At 71.5% G+C, this 15,787-nt stretch carries 16 protein-coding genes; 1 reads left to right on the top strand and 15 read right to left on the bottom strand.

Annotated features, from left to right (window positions below; genetic code table 11):
• Window positions 1–14: 14 nt before the first annotated feature.
• From secF to pgsA, 14 genes are all read right to left on the bottom strand, one after another.
• Entirely contained in the window at window positions 15–1,118 is a 1,104-nt protein-coding gene (gene secF, locus ABD369_RS16570) for a protein translocase subunit SecF (RefSeq protein WP_344637170.1), read from the bottom strand.
• A gap of 4 nt (window positions 1,119–1,122) precedes the next feature.
• Window positions 1,123–2,925, bottom strand: a complete 1,803-nt coding sequence (gene secD / locus ABD369_RS16565; protein WP_425557635.1) for a protein translocase subunit SecD — start codon at window positions 2,923–2,925, stop codon at window positions 1,123–1,125.
• Between the two features lie 146 nt (window positions 2,926–3,071).
• Window positions 3,072–3,488, bottom strand: coding sequence for a preprotein translocase subunit YajC (gene yajC, locus ABD369_RS16560; protein ID WP_344637169.1), 417 nt, complete (start codon window positions 3,486–3,488; stop codon window positions 3,072–3,074).
• 291 nt (window positions 3,489–3,779) lie between these two features.
• The gene (gene ruvB, locus ABD369_RS16555) at window positions 3,780–4,862 is read right to left on the bottom strand and encodes a Holliday junction branch migration DNA helicase RuvB (protein ID WP_344637168.1); all 1,083 of its coding nucleotides are present in this window, start codon (window positions 4,860–4,862) and stop codon (window positions 3,780–3,782) included.
• A gap of 65 nt (window positions 4,863–4,927) precedes the next feature.
• A complete protein-coding gene (gene ruvA / locus ABD369_RS16550; RefSeq protein ID WP_344637167.1) occupies window positions 4,928–5,539 on the bottom strand; it encodes a Holliday junction branch migration protein RuvA in 612 nt (203 codons plus the stop codon).
• Entirely contained in the window at window positions 5,536–6,072 is a 537-nt protein-coding gene (ruvC, locus tag ABD369_RS16545) for a crossover junction endodeoxyribonuclease RuvC (RefSeq protein ID WP_344637166.1), read from the bottom strand. Before ruvC ends, ruvA begins: the two co-directional genes overlap by 4 nt.
• A gap of 123 nt (window positions 6,073–6,195) precedes the next feature.
• A complete protein-coding gene (locus tag ABD369_RS16540; protein ID WP_344637165.1) occupies window positions 6,196–6,951 on the bottom strand; it encodes a YebC/PmpR family DNA-binding transcriptional regulator in 756 nt (251 codons plus the stop codon).
• Between the two features lie 346 nt (window positions 6,952–7,297).
• Window positions 7,298–7,906 carry a pyridoxal 5'-phosphate synthase glutaminase subunit PdxT gene (pdxT, locus tag ABD369_RS16535; protein WP_344637164.1) on the bottom strand — a complete coding sequence of 203 codons (609 nt, stop codon included), beginning with the start codon at window positions 7,904–7,906 and terminating at the stop codon, window positions 7,298–7,300.
• A 104-nt stretch (window positions 7,907–8,010) separates the two neighbouring features.
• On the bottom strand, window positions 8,011–8,922 hold the full coding sequence (gene pdxS, locus ABD369_RS16530; RefSeq protein ID WP_344637163.1) for a pyridoxal 5'-phosphate synthase lyase subunit PdxS: 912 nt from the start codon (window positions 8,920–8,922) through the stop codon (window positions 8,011–8,013).
• Between the two features lie 123 nt (window positions 8,923–9,045).
• The gene (locus ABD369_RS16525) at window positions 9,046–9,591 is read right to left on the bottom strand and encodes a hypothetical protein (protein WP_344637162.1); all 546 of its coding nucleotides are present in this window, start codon (window positions 9,589–9,591) and stop codon (window positions 9,046–9,048) included.
• A gap of 11 nt (window positions 9,592–9,602) precedes the next feature.
• The gene (locus ABD369_RS16520; protein WP_344637161.1) at window positions 9,603–9,959 is read right to left on the bottom strand and encodes an isomerase; all 357 of its coding nucleotides are present in this window, start codon (window positions 9,957–9,959) and stop codon (window positions 9,603–9,605) included.
• Between the two features lie 80 nt (window positions 9,960–10,039).
• Window positions 10,040–11,221, bottom strand: a complete 1,182-nt coding sequence (locus tag ABD369_RS16515) for a glycosyltransferase family 4 protein (protein ID WP_344637160.1) — start codon at window positions 11,219–11,221, stop codon at window positions 10,040–10,042.
• A 10-nt stretch (window positions 11,222–11,231) separates the two neighbouring features.
• On the bottom strand, window positions 11,232–12,161 hold the full coding sequence (locus tag ABD369_RS16510) for a phosphatidylinositol mannoside acyltransferase (protein ID WP_344637159.1): 930 nt from the start codon (window positions 12,159–12,161) through the stop codon (window positions 11,232–11,234).
• Entirely contained in the window at window positions 12,158–12,805 is a 648-nt protein-coding gene (pgsA, locus tag ABD369_RS16505) for a phosphatidylinositol phosphate synthase (protein WP_344637158.1), read from the bottom strand. The genes ABD369_RS16510 and pgsA overlap by 4 nt, the downstream gene beginning before the upstream one ends.
• 221 nt (window positions 12,806–13,026) lie before the next feature.
• On the opposite strand from pgsA, the gene ABD369_RS16500 reads away from it, so the two are divergent.
• Window positions 13,027–15,072, top strand: a complete 2,046-nt coding sequence (locus tag ABD369_RS16500; protein ID WP_344637157.1) for an elongation factor G-like protein EF-G2 — start codon at window positions 13,027–13,029, stop codon at window positions 15,070–15,072.
• A gap of 184 nt (window positions 15,073–15,256) precedes the next feature.
• Here the strand turns inward: ABD369_RS16500 and ABD369_RS16495 are convergent, their stop codons facing one another.
• Window positions 15,257–15,691: a thiol-disulfide oxidoreductase DCC family protein gene (locus ABD369_RS16495; protein WP_344637156.1), complete on the bottom strand. Its 435-nt coding sequence runs from the start codon at window positions 15,689–15,691 to the stop codon at window positions 15,257–15,259.
• Window positions 15,692–15,787 lie beyond the last annotated feature (96 nt).

The following is a 15,787-nucleotide window of genomic DNA, read 5'->3' as shown; positions in this document are numbered from 1 at the left end:
GGTACGGCGTGGATTCAGCGGTTGCCGGACGGACGGCCCTTGCTTCGGGACCGGCTCACCGGCTCGCTGCGCTGTCCGACCATACCTGCCGGGATCTCGTCCTCGACAGCCTCCCCCGCAGCGTCCACGGGGGCCTCGGCGGCCAGCTTGGCGTCGGCGGCGCGGCGACCGAGGACCTTCTTGGCCAGCGCCCGCATCTGGGGGGTCTGCTCCTTGAGCTGCGCGTACAGCGGGGTGGCCACGCAGATGGAGGAGTAGGCACCGGCCGCGAGACCGATGAACAGGGCGAGCGAGATGTCGTTCAGGGTGCCGGCACCGAGCAGGCCGCCACCGATGAACAGCAGTGCGGAGACCGGCAGCAGGGCGACCACGGTGGTGTTGATGGAGCGCACCAGGGTCTGGTTGAGGCCGTGGTTGGCGGCCTCGCTGAAGGTCTGCTTGTTCTGCTTGGTGATGCCCCGGGTGTTCTCCTTCACGGTGTCGAAGACGACGACCGTGTCGTAGAGCGAGTAACCGAGGATGGTCAGGAAGCCGATCACGGTGCCCGGGGTGACCTCGAAGCCCACCAGGGCGTAGACACCGATGGTGATCAGGAGGTCGTGGATCAGCGCGACCAGCGCGGCCACGGCCATCCGCCACTCGAAGGCGACGGCCAGGTAGACCGTCACCAGCACCATGAAGATCACCAGGCCCAGCAGGGCCTTCTGGGAGATCTCATGGCCCCAACTCGGGCCGATCACCTGGGCGTTGATGTCCTTGGTCTGGACGTTCAGGTCCTTGGAGAGGCCCTCGATGAAGGTGCTCGCGGGCACCTTCTCCGCGGAGCTCACCTGGATCCTGACCTCACCGGTGCCGGTGTGCTGAACCACCGCGGTCGAGTCATGGGTGATCCCGTTGGCGGCGTCCTGCGCCTGGGCGACCGTCAGTCCCGGCTTGGTGACCGTGTAGACGGACCCGCCCTTGAACTCGATGCCCAGGTGCAGACCCATCGCCAGGCCGATCGCCGCGAGCACCACGATCACGCCGGAGAGGCTGTACCAGAGCTTGCGCCGGCCGACGAAGTCGAAGCTGACCTCGCCCTGGTAGAGACGGTGGCCGAGATTGCCGAAGCGTGGCATCGCGTCAGGCCTCCTTCACGGCAGCGGTGGCGGCGGAGCGGCGGCGGCTGCCCCGGATCGGCGAGCGGGCACCCAGGCGCTTCGGGTCCAGACCGGACCACGGGTGGCCGTCCGCGAAGAACTTGCGGCGGGCCAGGATGGTGATCAGCGGCTTGGTGAAGAGGAAGATCACCACGACGTCGAGCAGGGTGGTCAGACCGAGGGTGAAGGCGAAGCCCCGCACCTTGCCGACCGAGACGATGTACAGCACCGCGGCACACAGGAAGGACACGAAGTCCGAGACCAGGATGGTGCGGCGGGCGCGCGGCCAGGCGCGCTGGACGGCCGGACGCAGCAGGGCGCCCTCGCGGACCTCGTCGCGGATGCGCTCGAAGTACACGATGAACGAGTCCGCGGTGATACCGATCGCGACGATGGCACCGCAGACGGCGGGCAGGTTCAGCGCGAAGCCGATGCCGGCGCCGAGCAGCGACATGATCGAGTAGGTGAGCGCCGCCGAGACCACCAGACCGGCGATCGAGACCAGGCCCAGGCCCCGGTAGTAGACCAGCGAGTAGAGGACCACCAGTGCCATACCGATCGCACCGGCGATCAGACCGGCCTGCAGCTGGTCACCGCCGAGCTGCGGCGAGACGGTGGTGACGTCGCTCTTGTCGAAGGTGAGCGGCAGCGCGCCGTAGCTCAGCACGTTGGCCAGGCTCTTGGCCTGGTCCTGGGTGAAGCTGCCGGAGATCACCGCGTTGCCGCCGGTGATCGACTGGCTGACGTACGGGTGGGAGACGACCTTGCCGTCCAGCACGATGGCGAACTGGTTGGCCGGGGAGGGCTGGGTGGCCAGCTTGCCGGTGGTGCCGGCGAAGGCGCTGGAGCCCTTGTCGTTGAAGGAGAGCTGGACCTGCCAGCCGGCACCCTGCTGGGTGTCGAAGGTGGCCTGCGCCTTGGAGACGTCCTGGCCGTTCACCGCCACCGGGCCGAGCGCGAACTTGTTCCAGACGCCCTGCTCCTTGTCGAAGCTGCAGGCGACCGCGGACTTGGTCGGGTCGGTCTGGTAGTCCTTCTGCTGGGTCGGGTCCGAGCAGTCCAGCGCGGTGAACTGCTGCTGCAGCTCGGGCGGCACGGTGCCCTGGGTGAGGGCCGCGGTCATGTCCGCCGGGGACGGGGGGTTCGGGGCGGCGGACGGCGCGGCACTCTGGCTCGCCGTCGCACCGGCGCTCGCGGAACCCGACGGGGTGGCGCCCGCCGAGGCCGACGGGTCGGCCTTCAGGGCGTCGGTGAGGGCCCGGCCGGCCTTGCTGGCACTCGCTGACGGCGAGGCGGAACCGGTGCCGGCCGAGGCGCCGGCGGACGGCTTGGCGGACGGCGACGGGCTGCCGCTCGCGCTCGGGGTGGACGAGGGGGCCGGGGCCTTCACACCGGTGGGGGCGTAGGCCAGCACCGGGCGGAAGTAGAGCTTGGCCGTGGTGCCGACCTGGTCGATCGCGGCCTGCCGGTCACCGCCGTTGGGGATGTTGACGATGATCGTGTCATTGCCCTGGGTCTGCACCTCCGTCTCGGAGACGCCCATCCCGTTGACACGCTTGTTGATGATCGTGACCGCGGTGTCCATGTTGGCCTTGTTGATCGCGGCCTTGTCGTCGGACTTGGCGGTCAGCGTGATGCTCGTGCCACCGGCGAGGTCGATCCCCAGTCGCGGGGTCGTGTGACCCTTCCAGAACATGACGGCGACCAGTCCGACGGCAATCGCCAGGATCAGGGCCAGCGCCCGTCCCGGATAGCCGTCGCGCGGGCGCGACTTTGGTGTTGCCACCTTGCTCGTTTCTCCCTGTCCATGCCGCCGCCCCCACCGGCCCGGTCCGGATTGCGGCGGGACCGGGACGGGGAGGCGGCGGCCCTGAGGTCCTGGTGTGGGCTCGCGGCTCGTGCCGCTACGGCCGGGGGTGTCGCCCGGTCGTGTTACTTGGCTGCGGGAGCCTCGCCGTCGGCGCTGCCCTTGTCCTTGACGTCCTCGGGCGCGTCCTTCTCGAGGCTGAGCGGCTTCGCGTCGGCGGCCTCCTCCTCGTCGGCCACCTCGTCGGCCGGCTCGTCCTCGGCGGGGCGACCGTTGATGATCGCGTCGTACTCCTGCGGATCGAGGACGGCGGCGATGGCGCTCTTGATGAAGTGGGTCACCACACCGGGCGCGATCTCCAGCTCGACGGTCTCCTCGTTGACCGACTTCACCAGGGCGTACATGCCACCGATGGTGCGGACTCCCGAGCCGGGCTCCATCGCCGAACGCATCTGCGTGGCCTGCTCCTGCCGCTTCTTGTTCGAGCGGAAGAGCATGAACAGCACGGCGATCATGACGAGGGGAAGAAGGAGTGTAGACACAGCAGCCAGAATCCTTACGGGCCGCCCGCCTGGGCGGCCAGTGGTGGTCGTCGGCCCGTCAGGTGAGAGGGGCGGTCCGGCGGAGTCTAGGCGACCCGCACTGATCGGACAACGCCAAGCATCGCAGAGTGCCGCCGAAAGTGGCGACCCTCCGACCGGCCGTTCTCATCACGCGTCGTTCGTGTCCCCGAACGGTTCGCCTCGCGCGGGCACCGCGCCGGGCGGCCACCGGGCCCGTTGCCTGAGCGGTACCCGGCCCCTGTCACCGTCGGCACCCCTCGCGGCCGTCACTCACCCCGCGTCCCTCGCCCCGTCGAACAGCTCGCCCTGCGCGGGCACCGGGCCGCGCGGCTGCGTCTGCGGCGGGGTGAGCCCGAGGTGGGTCCAGGCGGCGGCGGTGGCGATCCGGCCGCGCGGGGTACGGGCCAGCAGGCCCTCGCGGACCAGGAACGGCTCGGCGACCTCCTCGACCGTCTCGGCCTCCTCCCCCACCGCGACCGCCAGGGTGGACAGGCCGACCGGGCCGCCGCCGAACAGGCGCAGCAGGGCGTCCAGCACCGCGCGGTCGAGCCGGTCCAGACCACGGGCGTCGACCTCGTACACCTGGAGGGCCTGCGCGGCGATCTCCTGGGTGATCACGCCGTCATGCCTGACCTGGGCGTAGTCGCGGACCCGGCGCAGCAGCCGGTTGGCGATGCGCGGGGTGCCCCGGGAACGGCCGGCGATCTCGGCCGCACCGGCCGGGTCTATCTCCACGTCGAGCAGGGTCGCGGAGCGGTGCACCACGCGCTGCAGTTCGGCGGGGGCGTAGAACTCCATGTGGCCGGTGAAGCCGAAGCGGTCGCGCAGCGGCGGCGGCAGCAGTCCGGCCCGGGTGGTGGCGCCGACCAGGGTGAAGGGGGGCAGCTCCAGCGGGATGGCGGTGGCGCCGGGGCCCTTGCCGACGATGACGTCGACCCGGAAGTCCTCCATCGCCATGTAGAGCATCTCCTCGGCGGGCCGGGACATCCGGTGGATCTCGTCGAGGAAGAGCACCTCGCCCTCGGTGAGCGAGGAGAGGATGGCGGCCAGGTCGCCGGCGTGCTGGATGGCCGGGCCCGAGGTGATCCGGATCGGGGCGTTCAGCTCGGCCGCGATGATCATGGACAGGGTGGTCTTGCCCAGCCCGGGCGGGCCGCTCAGCAGCACGTGGTCCGGCGCGCTGCCGCGCTTGCGGGCGGCCTGCAGCACCAGCGAGAGCTGCTCGCGCACCCGCTCCTGTCCGATGAACTCGTCCAGCAGTTTGGGGCGCAGCGCCGCCTCGACCGCCTGGTCCTCGCCGTCGGCGGCCGCTGTGACGATGCGGTCGGCGTGGTCGAAGTCGTACGGACTCATCGCGGCGGGCTCCTGCCGGCTCGTCGGGTGGTGGTTCGCCTGGTGACGGTTGGTCGGGCGGTCGTTCATCGGGCGCGGTTGAGGGTGCGCAGGGCGGCCTTGAGCAGGGCGCCCACATCGGTGGTGGCCTGCGCCTCGGCCTCGGGGGTGACGGCCGCGACCGCGTCGTCCGCCTCGCGCGGGGCGTAGCCGAGGCCGACCAGGGCGGCGTGCAGCTGCTCGCCCCACGGAGCGGGACCGGCGGCGATCGGCTTCTGCGCCGGGACGCTGCCGTGCGGGGCACCCAGCTTGTCCTTGTACTCAAGCAGCAGCTTGGCGGCCTTGGCCTTGCCGATACCGGGGACGGCGATCAGGGCCTTCTCGTCGCCGTTCGCGACCGCCAGGCGAAGCGCGTCGGGGGTGTGCACCCCGAGCATGGCCTGGGCCAGGCGCGGCCCGACGCCCGGGGCGGCCTGCAGGATCTCGAAGGTGGCGCGCTCGTCGTCGTCCGCGAAGCCGTAGAGGGTGAGCGAGTCCTCCCGGACGACCAGCGAGGTGGCGAGCCTGGTGTGCTCCCCCGGCCGCAGGCCGGCCAGGGTGCCGGGGGTGCACTGGACGGCCATGCCGACGCCGCCCACTTCGACAACGGCGGTGCCGGCCGCGATGGCGGCGACCGGACCCTGGACGAAGGCGATCATCGGAGGTGCTCCCTACGGGCGGTCGGTGCTTTGGCGAGGGCGGCGGCGATCCGGTCGGTGGCGCCGCCGCGCCAGATGTGGCAGATGGCGAGGGCCAGCGCGTCGGCGGCGTCGGCGGGCTTGGGCGGGGCGTCGAGCCGAAGCAGGCGGGTGACCATGGTGGTGACCTGGGCCTTGTCGGCCCGGCCCGAGCCGGTGACGGCGGCCTTGACCTCGCTGGGGGTGTGCAGGGTGACGGGTATGCCGCGCCGGGTGGCGCAGAGCATCGCGACGGCGCTGGCCTGGGCGGTGCCCATCACGGTGCGGACGTTGTGCTGGGCGAAGACCCGCTCGACGGCGACCAGGTCGGGGCGGTGCTCGTCCAGCCACCGCTCCAGGCCCTGCTCTATCAGCAGCAGCCGCTGCCCGATCTCCGCCTCGGCCGGGGTCCGCACCACGCCGACCCCGAGCATCCGCAGCGGGCGACCGGGCGCGCCGTCGACCACGCCGACACCGCACCTGGTCAGCCCAGGGTCCACACCCAGTACCTTCACCGCCGAGCCCCGCCTTCCGTTCCGACCTGCGAAGGCTACCGGTCGGCTGTGACAACCCCGGCCCCGAACACACCTCCGCCCGGCAGCCGTGCGGGCTGCCGGGCGGAGCGGACGGATCCGGGATCAGGCGTCGACCTCGGCCATGACCTCGTCGGAGACGTCGAAGTTGGCGAAGACGTTCTGCACGTCGTCGCTGTCCTCGAGGGCGTCGATCAGCTTGAAGATCTTGCGGGCGCCGTCGGCGTCCAGCTGGACCTGCACGCTGGGGACGAAGTTGGCCTCGGCCGAGTCGTAGTCGATGCCCGCGTCGACCAGCGCGGTGCGGACGGCAACCATGTTGGAGGCCTCGGAGATGATCTCGAAGGACTCACCGAGGTCGTTGATCTCTTCCGGGTCCTGGTCGAGGACGACCTCGAAGAGCTTGTCCTCGTCCACGCCGTCGGCCTTGGGGACGATCACGACGCCCTTGCGGGAGAACATGTACGAGACCGAGCCCGGGTCGGCCATCGAGCCGCCGTTGCGCGTCATGGCCACGCGCACGTCCGAGGCGGCGCGGTTGCGGTTGTCGGTGAGGCACTCGATGAGCACCGCGACACCGTTCGGGCCGTAGCCCTCGTACATGATCGTCTGGTAGTCGGCGCCGCCGGCCTCCAGACCGCCACCGCGCTTGATCGCGCGGTCGATGTTGTCGTTCGGGACCGACGCCTTCTTGGCCTTCTGCACGGCGTCGTACAGCGTCGGGTTACCGCCCAGGTCGGAACCGCCGGTGCGCGCCGCCACCTCGATGTTCTTGATCATCTTGGCGAAGAGCTTGCCGCGCTTGGCGTCGATCACGGCCTTCTTGTGCTTGGTGGTAGCCCACTTAGAGTGGCCGGACATCGCCAGCTCCTTTACGTCGCCAAAGGGAAATGAACACAGGAGATCTTACCGGTGTCCGAACCGACACCTGGCATCGCATCAGTCTCCCTCGCGAGCCGAAGTGCGCGCCCGTATCGGGAGCGACGGGCGACAAGCGACGGAGGAGCGCCGGAGGGAGGAGTGTCGACACCGGACCAGAGCGCCCGGAGGCGAGCGAGGAGCACACCGCGCGAGCCAAAGGGCGCGCCGGTGTCGAAAGCGACGAGCGACAAGCGACGGAGGAGCGCCGGAGGGAGGAGTGTCGACACCGGACCAGAGCGCCCGGAGACGAGCGAGGAATCAAGCGACGAATTACGCCGCGGCCCGCTCAGACGGCCTCGACCATGCGTACGAAGTACTCGTGCACCCGGTGGTCGCCGGTCAGCTCGGGGTGGAACGAGGTGGCGAGCAGGTTGCCCTGGCGGACCGCCACGATGCGGCTCTCGGGACCGTCGGCAGCCGGCAGCTCCGCCAGCACCTCGACGGCCGTGCCGACCGCCTCGACCCAGGGGGCGCGGATGAACACGCCGTGCACCGGTCCGCCGTCCAGCCCCTTGAAGTCGATCCCGGACTCGAAGGACTCGTTCTGCCGGCCGAAGGCGTTGCGGCGGACGGTCATGTCGATGCCGCCGACGGTCTCCTGGTCCTCCCGGCCGTCGAGGATCTTGTCGGCGAGCATGATCATGCCCGCGCAGGTGCCGTAGACCGGCATCCCGGCGGCCACCCGCTCGCGCAGCGGGCCCATCACGTCGAACTGCAGGGCCAGCTTGGACATGGTGGTGGACTCGCCGCCGGGGATCACCAGCGCGTCCACCTCGGCCAGTTCCTCGGCGCGCCGCACCGGGCGGGCTATCGCGTCGGCGGCGGCCAGTGCCACCAGGTGCTCACGGACGTCGCCCTGCAGCGCGAGAACGCCGATGACGGGAGTGCTGGACACGGTTGCTACCTCTTGGATCGTGTTCGCTGGAGTCTGTGCTGCGGGCGCGCTCGGCGGCCCGCCGCGCCCCACTGCTGCGCGGCGGGCCCGGAAGCGCTACCGAATCACCAGCCGCGGTTGGCGTAGCGCTCGGTCTCCGGCAGGGTGTCGCAGTTGATGCCGACCATGGCCTCGCCCAGGTTGCGGGAGGCGTCGGCGATGATCTTCGGGTCGTCGAAGAAGGTGGTGGCCTTGACGATGGCGGCGGCACGCTTGGCCGGGTCACCCGACTTGAAGATGCCCGAGCCGACGAAGACGCCCTCGGCGCCCAGCTGGCGCATCAGCGCGGCGTCGGCCGGGGTGGCCACGCCGCCGGCGGAGAACAGCACGACCGGGAGCTTGCCGAGCTCGGCGACCTCCTTGACCAGCTCGTACGGGGCGCGCAGCTCCTTGGCGGCGGCGTACAGCTCGTTGTGGTCCAGGGCACGCAGGTGGCCGATCTCGTTCTTGATCTGGCGCAGGTGGCGGACGGCCTCGACCACGTTGCCGGTGCCGGCCTCACCCTTGGAGCGGATCATGGCCGCACCCTCGGCGATGCGGCGCAGAGCCTCGCCCAGGTTGGTGGCGCCGCAGACGAAGGGGGTGGTGAAGGCCCACTTGTCGGAGTGGTTGACCTCGTCGGCCGGGGTCAGTACCTCGGACTCGTCGATGTAGTCGACACCGAGCGACTGCAGGACCTGGGCCTCGACGAAGTGGCCGATCCGGGACTTGGCCATGACCGGGATGGAGACCGCGTTGATGATCTCCTCGATCATGTTCGGGTCGGACATCCGGGCCACGCCGCCGTCCTTGCGGATGTCGGCGGGAACGCGCTCCAGCGCCATGACGGCGACCGCACCGGCGTCCTCGGCGATCTTCGCCTGCTCGGCGTTGACCACATCCATGATCACACCGCCCTTGAGCTGCTCGGCCATGCCGCGCTTCACGCGGGCGGTGCCGATCTGCGGCTGGTCTGCGGTGATGGGGGTGGTGGACACGTGAGACCTCACTCGAAGATGAACCAGTGCTATCGCCCTATCGTAGGCCCGAACCACCGCTTGCCCATGCGCCACCTAGTCCAAGCCTGCAAGTCGGGATACGACAAACAGGCTGTAACGCGCTCACGCGGGAGCACCCTGGGGCGTGAGCGCCGCGGGGGGTTCGTCGTCCATCTCGAAGGCGAGCGGGAAGGGCGCCCGACCGGCCAGCCGGAAATAGCGCACCAGACGGTGCTCGCGCACCGCCCGCGCAGCCCGGACCGCGTCGTTGTGGAACCGCCGCGCCATCGGCACCCGGCGCACCGCCGCTGTGAGGTCCCTCACAACTTCTTCACCACCCGGAACCGCCAGTAGCGCCGCCACCTGTTCCGGGTCGGCGAACACCGCGCGCAGCGCCAGGCTCAGCTCGCTCTCCGCCACCTCCCGGTGCTCGTCCTCGGCCTGCCGGGCGGCGTGCGAGGCCTCGTACAGCAGGATCGAGGCGGCCGGGTCGAGCAGCGAGGAGGTGGCCAGCTCAAGCGCGACGGAGGCCCGCCGGACGAGCTGCGCGTCCAGCGAGGCCCGGGCCGCGTCGATCCGGGCGTGGAGGCGGTCGAGCCGGCCCGCCGTCCAGCTCAGGTAGACGGCGAACAGCACGAGAGCCGCGGCGGCCCAGATCCACGTAGTCACGGAGCAGAACGCTACAGGGCACTCTTCCGGTAGAAGTCCCGGTCCATCTCCAGCACGTTCACCGCGAGGTGCGCCCGCACCCCGGAGGCCGGCCGCACCGAACGCTCCAGCAGGCTCAGCAGTTCCTCGGCCAACTCGGTCCTCAGCTCACGACTGCGACCCGAGAGGAGCTTGATCTCCAGGTACACCGTCGCGGCCCGCGGCAGCCCGCCGTGGCCGACGTGGAAGTCCTCGGCCTTGCGGAAGACCGTCTTGCAGTCGTCCACGGGCGAGGAGATCAGCGCGGCGACCCGCGAGTGCAGATCGCGGACGAACGCCGGCCGGTCGAAGGCGACGCCCTCGGAGTAGTCGATGGATATCTGCGGCATCTCGGGCCCCCGGGGTTGGTCGACGCACCGTCAGGCCAACCCTAGTTGGCCCGTCAATCCAGGTTCCCCCGGCCGGCCGGTCAGTCCCTGGTCAGCTTCAGCCGGCCGCGCCACCCGGTCCGCTCGTCCTCGGCCACCGGCGGCATGCCGTCGGTGACCGTCTCGTACACCGAGAGGATCTCCGCGCCGACGGTCGACCAGTCGAACCGCCGCACATGTCGGGAGGCCGCCCGGCGCAGTCGGGCCAGCCGGTCCGGGTCGCCCAGCAGCCGCAGCGCGGCGTCGGCGAGGGCCGCCGGGTCCTCGACCGGGAACAGCTCGCCGGCGTCACCGCCGTCCAGCACCTGCCGGAACGCGTCCAGGTCGCTGGCCAGCACCGGGGCGCCCGCCGACATCGCCTCGACCAGGATGATGCCGAAGCTCTCGCCGCCGGTGTTCGGCGCCACGTACAGGTCGACGCTGCGCAGCAACCGGGCCTTCTCCCGGTCGCTGACCATGCCGAGCAACTCCACCTGCCGCCGCACCTCGGGCGCCAGGCCGGCCACCGCCTCCTCCTCGTCGCCCTTGCCGGCCACCAGCAGCCGGACGCCCGGGCGCTCGGCGAGGATCTTGGGCAGTGCGGCGAGCAGGCTCGGCAGGCCCTTGCGGGGCTCGTTGATCCGGCCGATGAAGCCGATCGTGCCGGGCTTGCCGTCGGCCGCCCCGCCCTGCCAACGCGGGTCGGGCTCGGCCTCGGCGAAGAACCGCACGTCCACGCCGTTGGGGATCACCACCGCGTCGCCACCGAGGTGTTCCACCAGAGTGCGCCGGGCGTACTCGCTGACCGCGATCCGGGCGCTCATCTTCTCCAGGCCCGGCTGGAGGATCGGCGAGGCCGCGATCATCGCGCGGGACCGCGGGTTGGAGGTGTGGAAGGTGCCCACCATCGGCCCCGAGGCGGACCAGGCTGCCAGCATCGACAGGCTGGGCGAGGAGGGCTCGTGGACGTGCAGGATGTCGAACCGGCCCTCGTTCAGCCAGCGCCTCACCCGGGCGGCGGAGAGGATGCCGAAGCTGAGCCGGGCCACCGAGCCGTTGTAGGGCACCGCGACGGCCCGACCGGCCGAGACCACGTACGGCGGCAGCGCCGACTCGTCCTCGGCCGGCGCGAGTACGGAGACCTGGTGGCCGAGGCCGATCAGGTGCTCCGCGAGGTCGCGGATGTGGAACTGCACCCCGCCGGGGACGTCCCAGTCGTACGGGCAGACGATTCCGATCTTCATCGCGGCCCCCTCAGGCGGTACGGCGTGGGCCCAGGTCGGCCAGCCAGAACTTCTGCAGCATGTGCCAGTCCTCCGAGTGCTCGCGGATCCCGTCCGCCCACACGTCGGCGAGTGCCTGGGTCATCGCCAGGACCTTGGACTGCTGGTCGCCCTCCTCGGGCACCGGCAGCTCGGGGTGGATCTCGACCCGCATCACCGGACCGTCGTACCAGAGCGTGGCCGGGACCAGCGCCGCCCCCGTCCGCACGGCCAGCGCGGCCGGGCCCGCCGGGACCTTGGTCTGCTCGCCGAAGAACTCCACCGGGATGCCGGCGTCCGACAGGTCGCGGTCGCCGACCAGGCAGACCAGCCTTCCCGCCCGCAGCCGGCGGGCCAGCGTGCCGATCACCGAACCCCCGCCGCCGGTCAGCGGCAGCACCTCCATGCCCAGGCTCTCGCGGTACGCGACGAAGCGGTCGAACAGCGACTCCGGCTTGAGCCGCTCGGCGACCGTGGTGAACGGGTGCCCCTGGCCGACGATCCACGCCCCGGCCAGGTCCCAGTTGGCCATGTGCGGCAGCGCCGCCACCACACCGCGCCCGGCCTCCATCGGACCGGTCAGGTTCTCCAGCCCCTTGGCCTGCACGACTTCCGAGATCCGCGCCCGGCTCCAGGTGGGCAGCCGGAACGCCTCCAGCCAGTACCGCAGATAGGAGCGCATCCCCGCCCGGGACAGCTCGCGCAGCCGCTCCTCGCCCGCCCCCGGGTGCACCCGGGAGAGGTTGCGTTCCAGCTGGCGCACGCCCTTGCCGCGCTTGCGCCAGGTGAAGTCCGCCAGCTGGTCGAACAGGCCGCGCGCGACCGGCTCCGGCAGGTGCTTCAGCACCGACCAGCCCAGCGCGTAGGCACCGTCCACCAGCCGTTCCCTGAGCGCCGGAGCGCTCGGCACCGGGGCGCTCACAGCACCTCCCGCGACTCGACGGCCTCCAGCGCCTCCCGGCGCACGGTCAGCATCCGCTGCAGCACCGTCACCAGGCTGCCCAGCGCGACCAGCCACAGCGCCAGCGGCAGCAGCGGCTCCACATACGGCACCCCGAAGGTGTGCAGGCCGGCCACACCCGCCGCGACCAGGCTTATCACCAACCGCTCGGCCCGCTCGACCAGCCCCGACACGTTGCACGGCAGCCCCAGGCTCTCCGCCCGGGCCTTGGTGTACGAGACCACCTGGCCGCTCGCCAGGCAGAGCACCGAGATCGCGCAGAGCAGGTCGTTGTCTCCCTTGCCCGCGTACCAGAGCGCCAGCCCGCCGAAGATCGCCGCATCGGCGACCCGGTCCAGCGTCGAGTCCAGGAACGCGCCCCACTTGCTCGACCTGCCCGCCTGGCGGGCCATGTTGCCGTCCACCAGGTCGGAGAAGATGAAGAGCGTGATCGTGATGGTGCCCCAGAAGAACTCGCCCCGGGGGAAGAACACCAGCGCACCGGCGACCGAGCCGGCCGTACCGATCAGCGTCACCGCGTCCGGGCTCACCCCCCAGCGCAGCAGCAGCGCCGCGAACGGCGTCAGGACACGTGTGAAGAAGGCACGTGCGTACTTGTTGAGCATGGCCTTCCAAACCGCCCTGGTCTCACCTATCCGCCCTCGGCCCCAGTGGTCGACCGGCGGCCGAGCGGAACGACCCACCCGGCCCGACAATGGTATCCAGGCCGCTCGTACCGCTTGGCCGCCCCATACCCCGCGAGCCGGTCCCGGCCCAAACCGGCCGCCACTCAGGGCACTTCCCCGCATACGGGACGTAACTGCCGCCCCCGCGAAGGAGGCACGCCATGGCCGACCGAGGAACCCCTCACGCGCCCGCACCCACCGTCGAGCGGCCCGCGCAACTGCGCAACGTGGCCCTGATCGGCCCCAGCGGCGCAGGGAAGACCACCCTCGCCGAATCCCTCGCCCTCACCGCGGGCGCCCTCACCCGGGCGGGCACCGTCCCCGACGGCACCACCGCCGCCGACTACGAGGAGATCGAGCACCAGCAGCAGCGCTCGGTCCAGCTCGCGCTGCTCCCGCTCAGCTGGCGCGACACCAAGATCAACCTGCTGGACACCCCCGGCTACGCCGACTTCGCCGGCGACCTGCGGGCCGGACTGCGCGCCGCCGAGTCCGCCGTCCTGGTCCTCTCCGCCGCCGACCCGATCCCGCTGCCCGCCCTCACCCTCTGGCGCGAGTGCCGCGCCACCGGGCTGCCCACCGTGATCGTCCTCACCCACCTCACCGCGGGCCGGGGCAGCTTCGAGGAGGCCCTGGTCGCCTGCCAGGAGGCCTTCGGCGAGGGCCACCCCGACACCGTCCTGCCCATCCACCTGCCGATCCTGCGCGACGGCCACCCGTACGGCTCACTCGAACTCCTCACCGGGCGCCGCTACGGCGAGAGCGGCGAGGTACCCGGCGCCGACGAGGCCCGCGGCCGCCTGGTCGAGGCCATCGCCGGCGAGGACGACACCCTGCTGGAGCGCTACGTGGCCGGCGAGGACCTCGACCCCGCCTCGCTCACCGAGGCGCTGCGCCGCGAAGTCCTCCAGGGCACCGTGCACCCCGTACTCGCCGCCGCACCCCCGCTCGACCCGGCCGGCCCCGCCGTCGGCGCCGCCGAACTCCTCGACCTGATCACCGAGATCCTCCCCACCCCCGAGGAACGCCGGGACGACCTGCCGTCCTCCGATCCCGACGCCCCCGTCACCGTCCAGGTCGTCCACACCGGCGAGGACCCGTACGTCGGCCGCCTCAGCCTGGTCCGGGTCTACTCCGGCACCCTGCGCCCCGACACCACCCTGCACCTGGCCGACCACCCCGACGAACGCGTCACCGCCCTCACCTCCCCCTTCGGCAAGCAGCAGCGACCGGTCCCCTACGCCCTCCCCGGCGACCTGGTCTGCCTCGCCAAACTCGCCACCGCGCGCACCGGGGACACCCTCTCCGCCGGCCAACTCGTCCTCGAGCGCTGGCCGTTGCCCGAACCGCTGCTCCCTGTCGCGATCCGGGCCCACAGCAAGGGCGACGAGGACCGGCTCGCCCAGAGCCTCGCCCGGCTCACCGCCCAGGACCCGGCCCTGCGGGTGGAGCAGAACGCCGAAACCCACCAACTCGTGCTCTGGTGCACCGGCGAGGCCCACCAGGCCGTCGTCCTGGACCGCCTGCGCACCCGCTACGGCGTCAACCTCGACACCGTCGGGTACCAGGTCGCCCTGCGCGAGACCTTCGCCACCACCGCCAGCGGCCACGGACGGCACGTCAAACAGTCCGGCGGCCACGGCCAGTTCGCCATCTGCGACCTCACCGTCGAACCCCTGGCGCCCGGCAGCGGCTTCGAGTTCGTCGACAAGGTCGTCGGCGGCGCCGTGCCGCGCAACTTCATCCCCTCGGTGGAGAAGGGCGTACGCGCCCAACTCGCCCACGGCGTCAAGGCCGGCTACCCCATGGTCGACGTCCGGGTGACCCTCACCGACGGCAAGGCGCACTCGGTCGACTCCTCTGACGCCGCCTTCCAGACCGCCGGCGCCCTCGCACTGCGCGAGGCCGCCGCCCACGCCACCGTCCGACTGCTGGAACCCGTGGACGAGATCCAGGTCCTGCTGCCCGACGAGTACCAGGGCGCCGTCCTCACCGACCTCTCCGCCCGCCGCGGCCACGTGCTCGGCACCGAACCCGGCGGCCCCGGCCTCAGCCTGGTCCGCGCCGAAGTCCCCGAACTCGAACTCGCCCGCTATCCAGTCGAGTTGAGGTCCATCTCGCACGGCACCGGCCAGTTCTCGCGCAGCTACGTCCGGCACGCCCCGATGCCCGCCGCCCTTGCCGCCCGGTACGAGAACGGCTCGTGAAACCCGGCGGCGGTCAGCGTAAAGGGGCGGCGGGGATCAACGGACGGGGGCGCACAACGGCGTGCGGACCGGATGGCACAGCACCCCACTGATCCGCAGAAGCACCGGGGCGCAGCAGGCCCCGCCGAACGGCATCCGCTTCCGCCCTCGCGCCCCCATCCGTCAACCTCCCGCCCCGAAAGGCTCACCCGCGCTGCGGAAGCGCGCAGGCCGGCGTCCCACCGGGCATCCGGTGCCGGTTCCGCGCGACCAGCCGATAGACCACCCCCGCCAGCGGACGGACCGGCGGCAGAGCCAGCGCCCCGCCCAGGTACGCCCACACCCCGCCCGACCGCATCAGCAGCCGCGCGGCCGCCTGGGCCCCGCCGTAGACCTCCCCGCCGGGCGTCACCCAGAGGATCTCCCGCTCGGCCCGCTCCCAGGTCACCAGCCCCCGCCCACCGGCCCGCTCGTCCAACGCCGCCAGATCCGCGAACTGGAACGGCACCGCCTCCCACCCCCCGGCCGCCAGGCTCGCCCGCAGATAACGCTCGGCGGCGTTCTTGCAGGTCGTGCAGAACGCGCAGTCCCCGTCGAAGACGAGCACCGGATCCACCGCAACCACCTCAGCATCGGCCATGCCCCGATCCTCCCACCACCGGGACCAGCGGGACCCGCGGGGTCAAAGCGGGCCTGAAGTGGGCACCATAGCGAGAGGAGCCACGCCTGGCGAGAT

This window comes from Kitasatospora cystarginea (genome assembly GCF_039533515.1).
GTDB lineage: Bacteria > Actinomycetota > Actinomycetes > Streptomycetales > Streptomycetaceae > Kitasatospora > Kitasatospora cystarginea.
The sequence above is the reverse complement of the archived record's forward strand: the minus strand, read 5'-3'. Positions and strand labels throughout refer to the sequence as shown.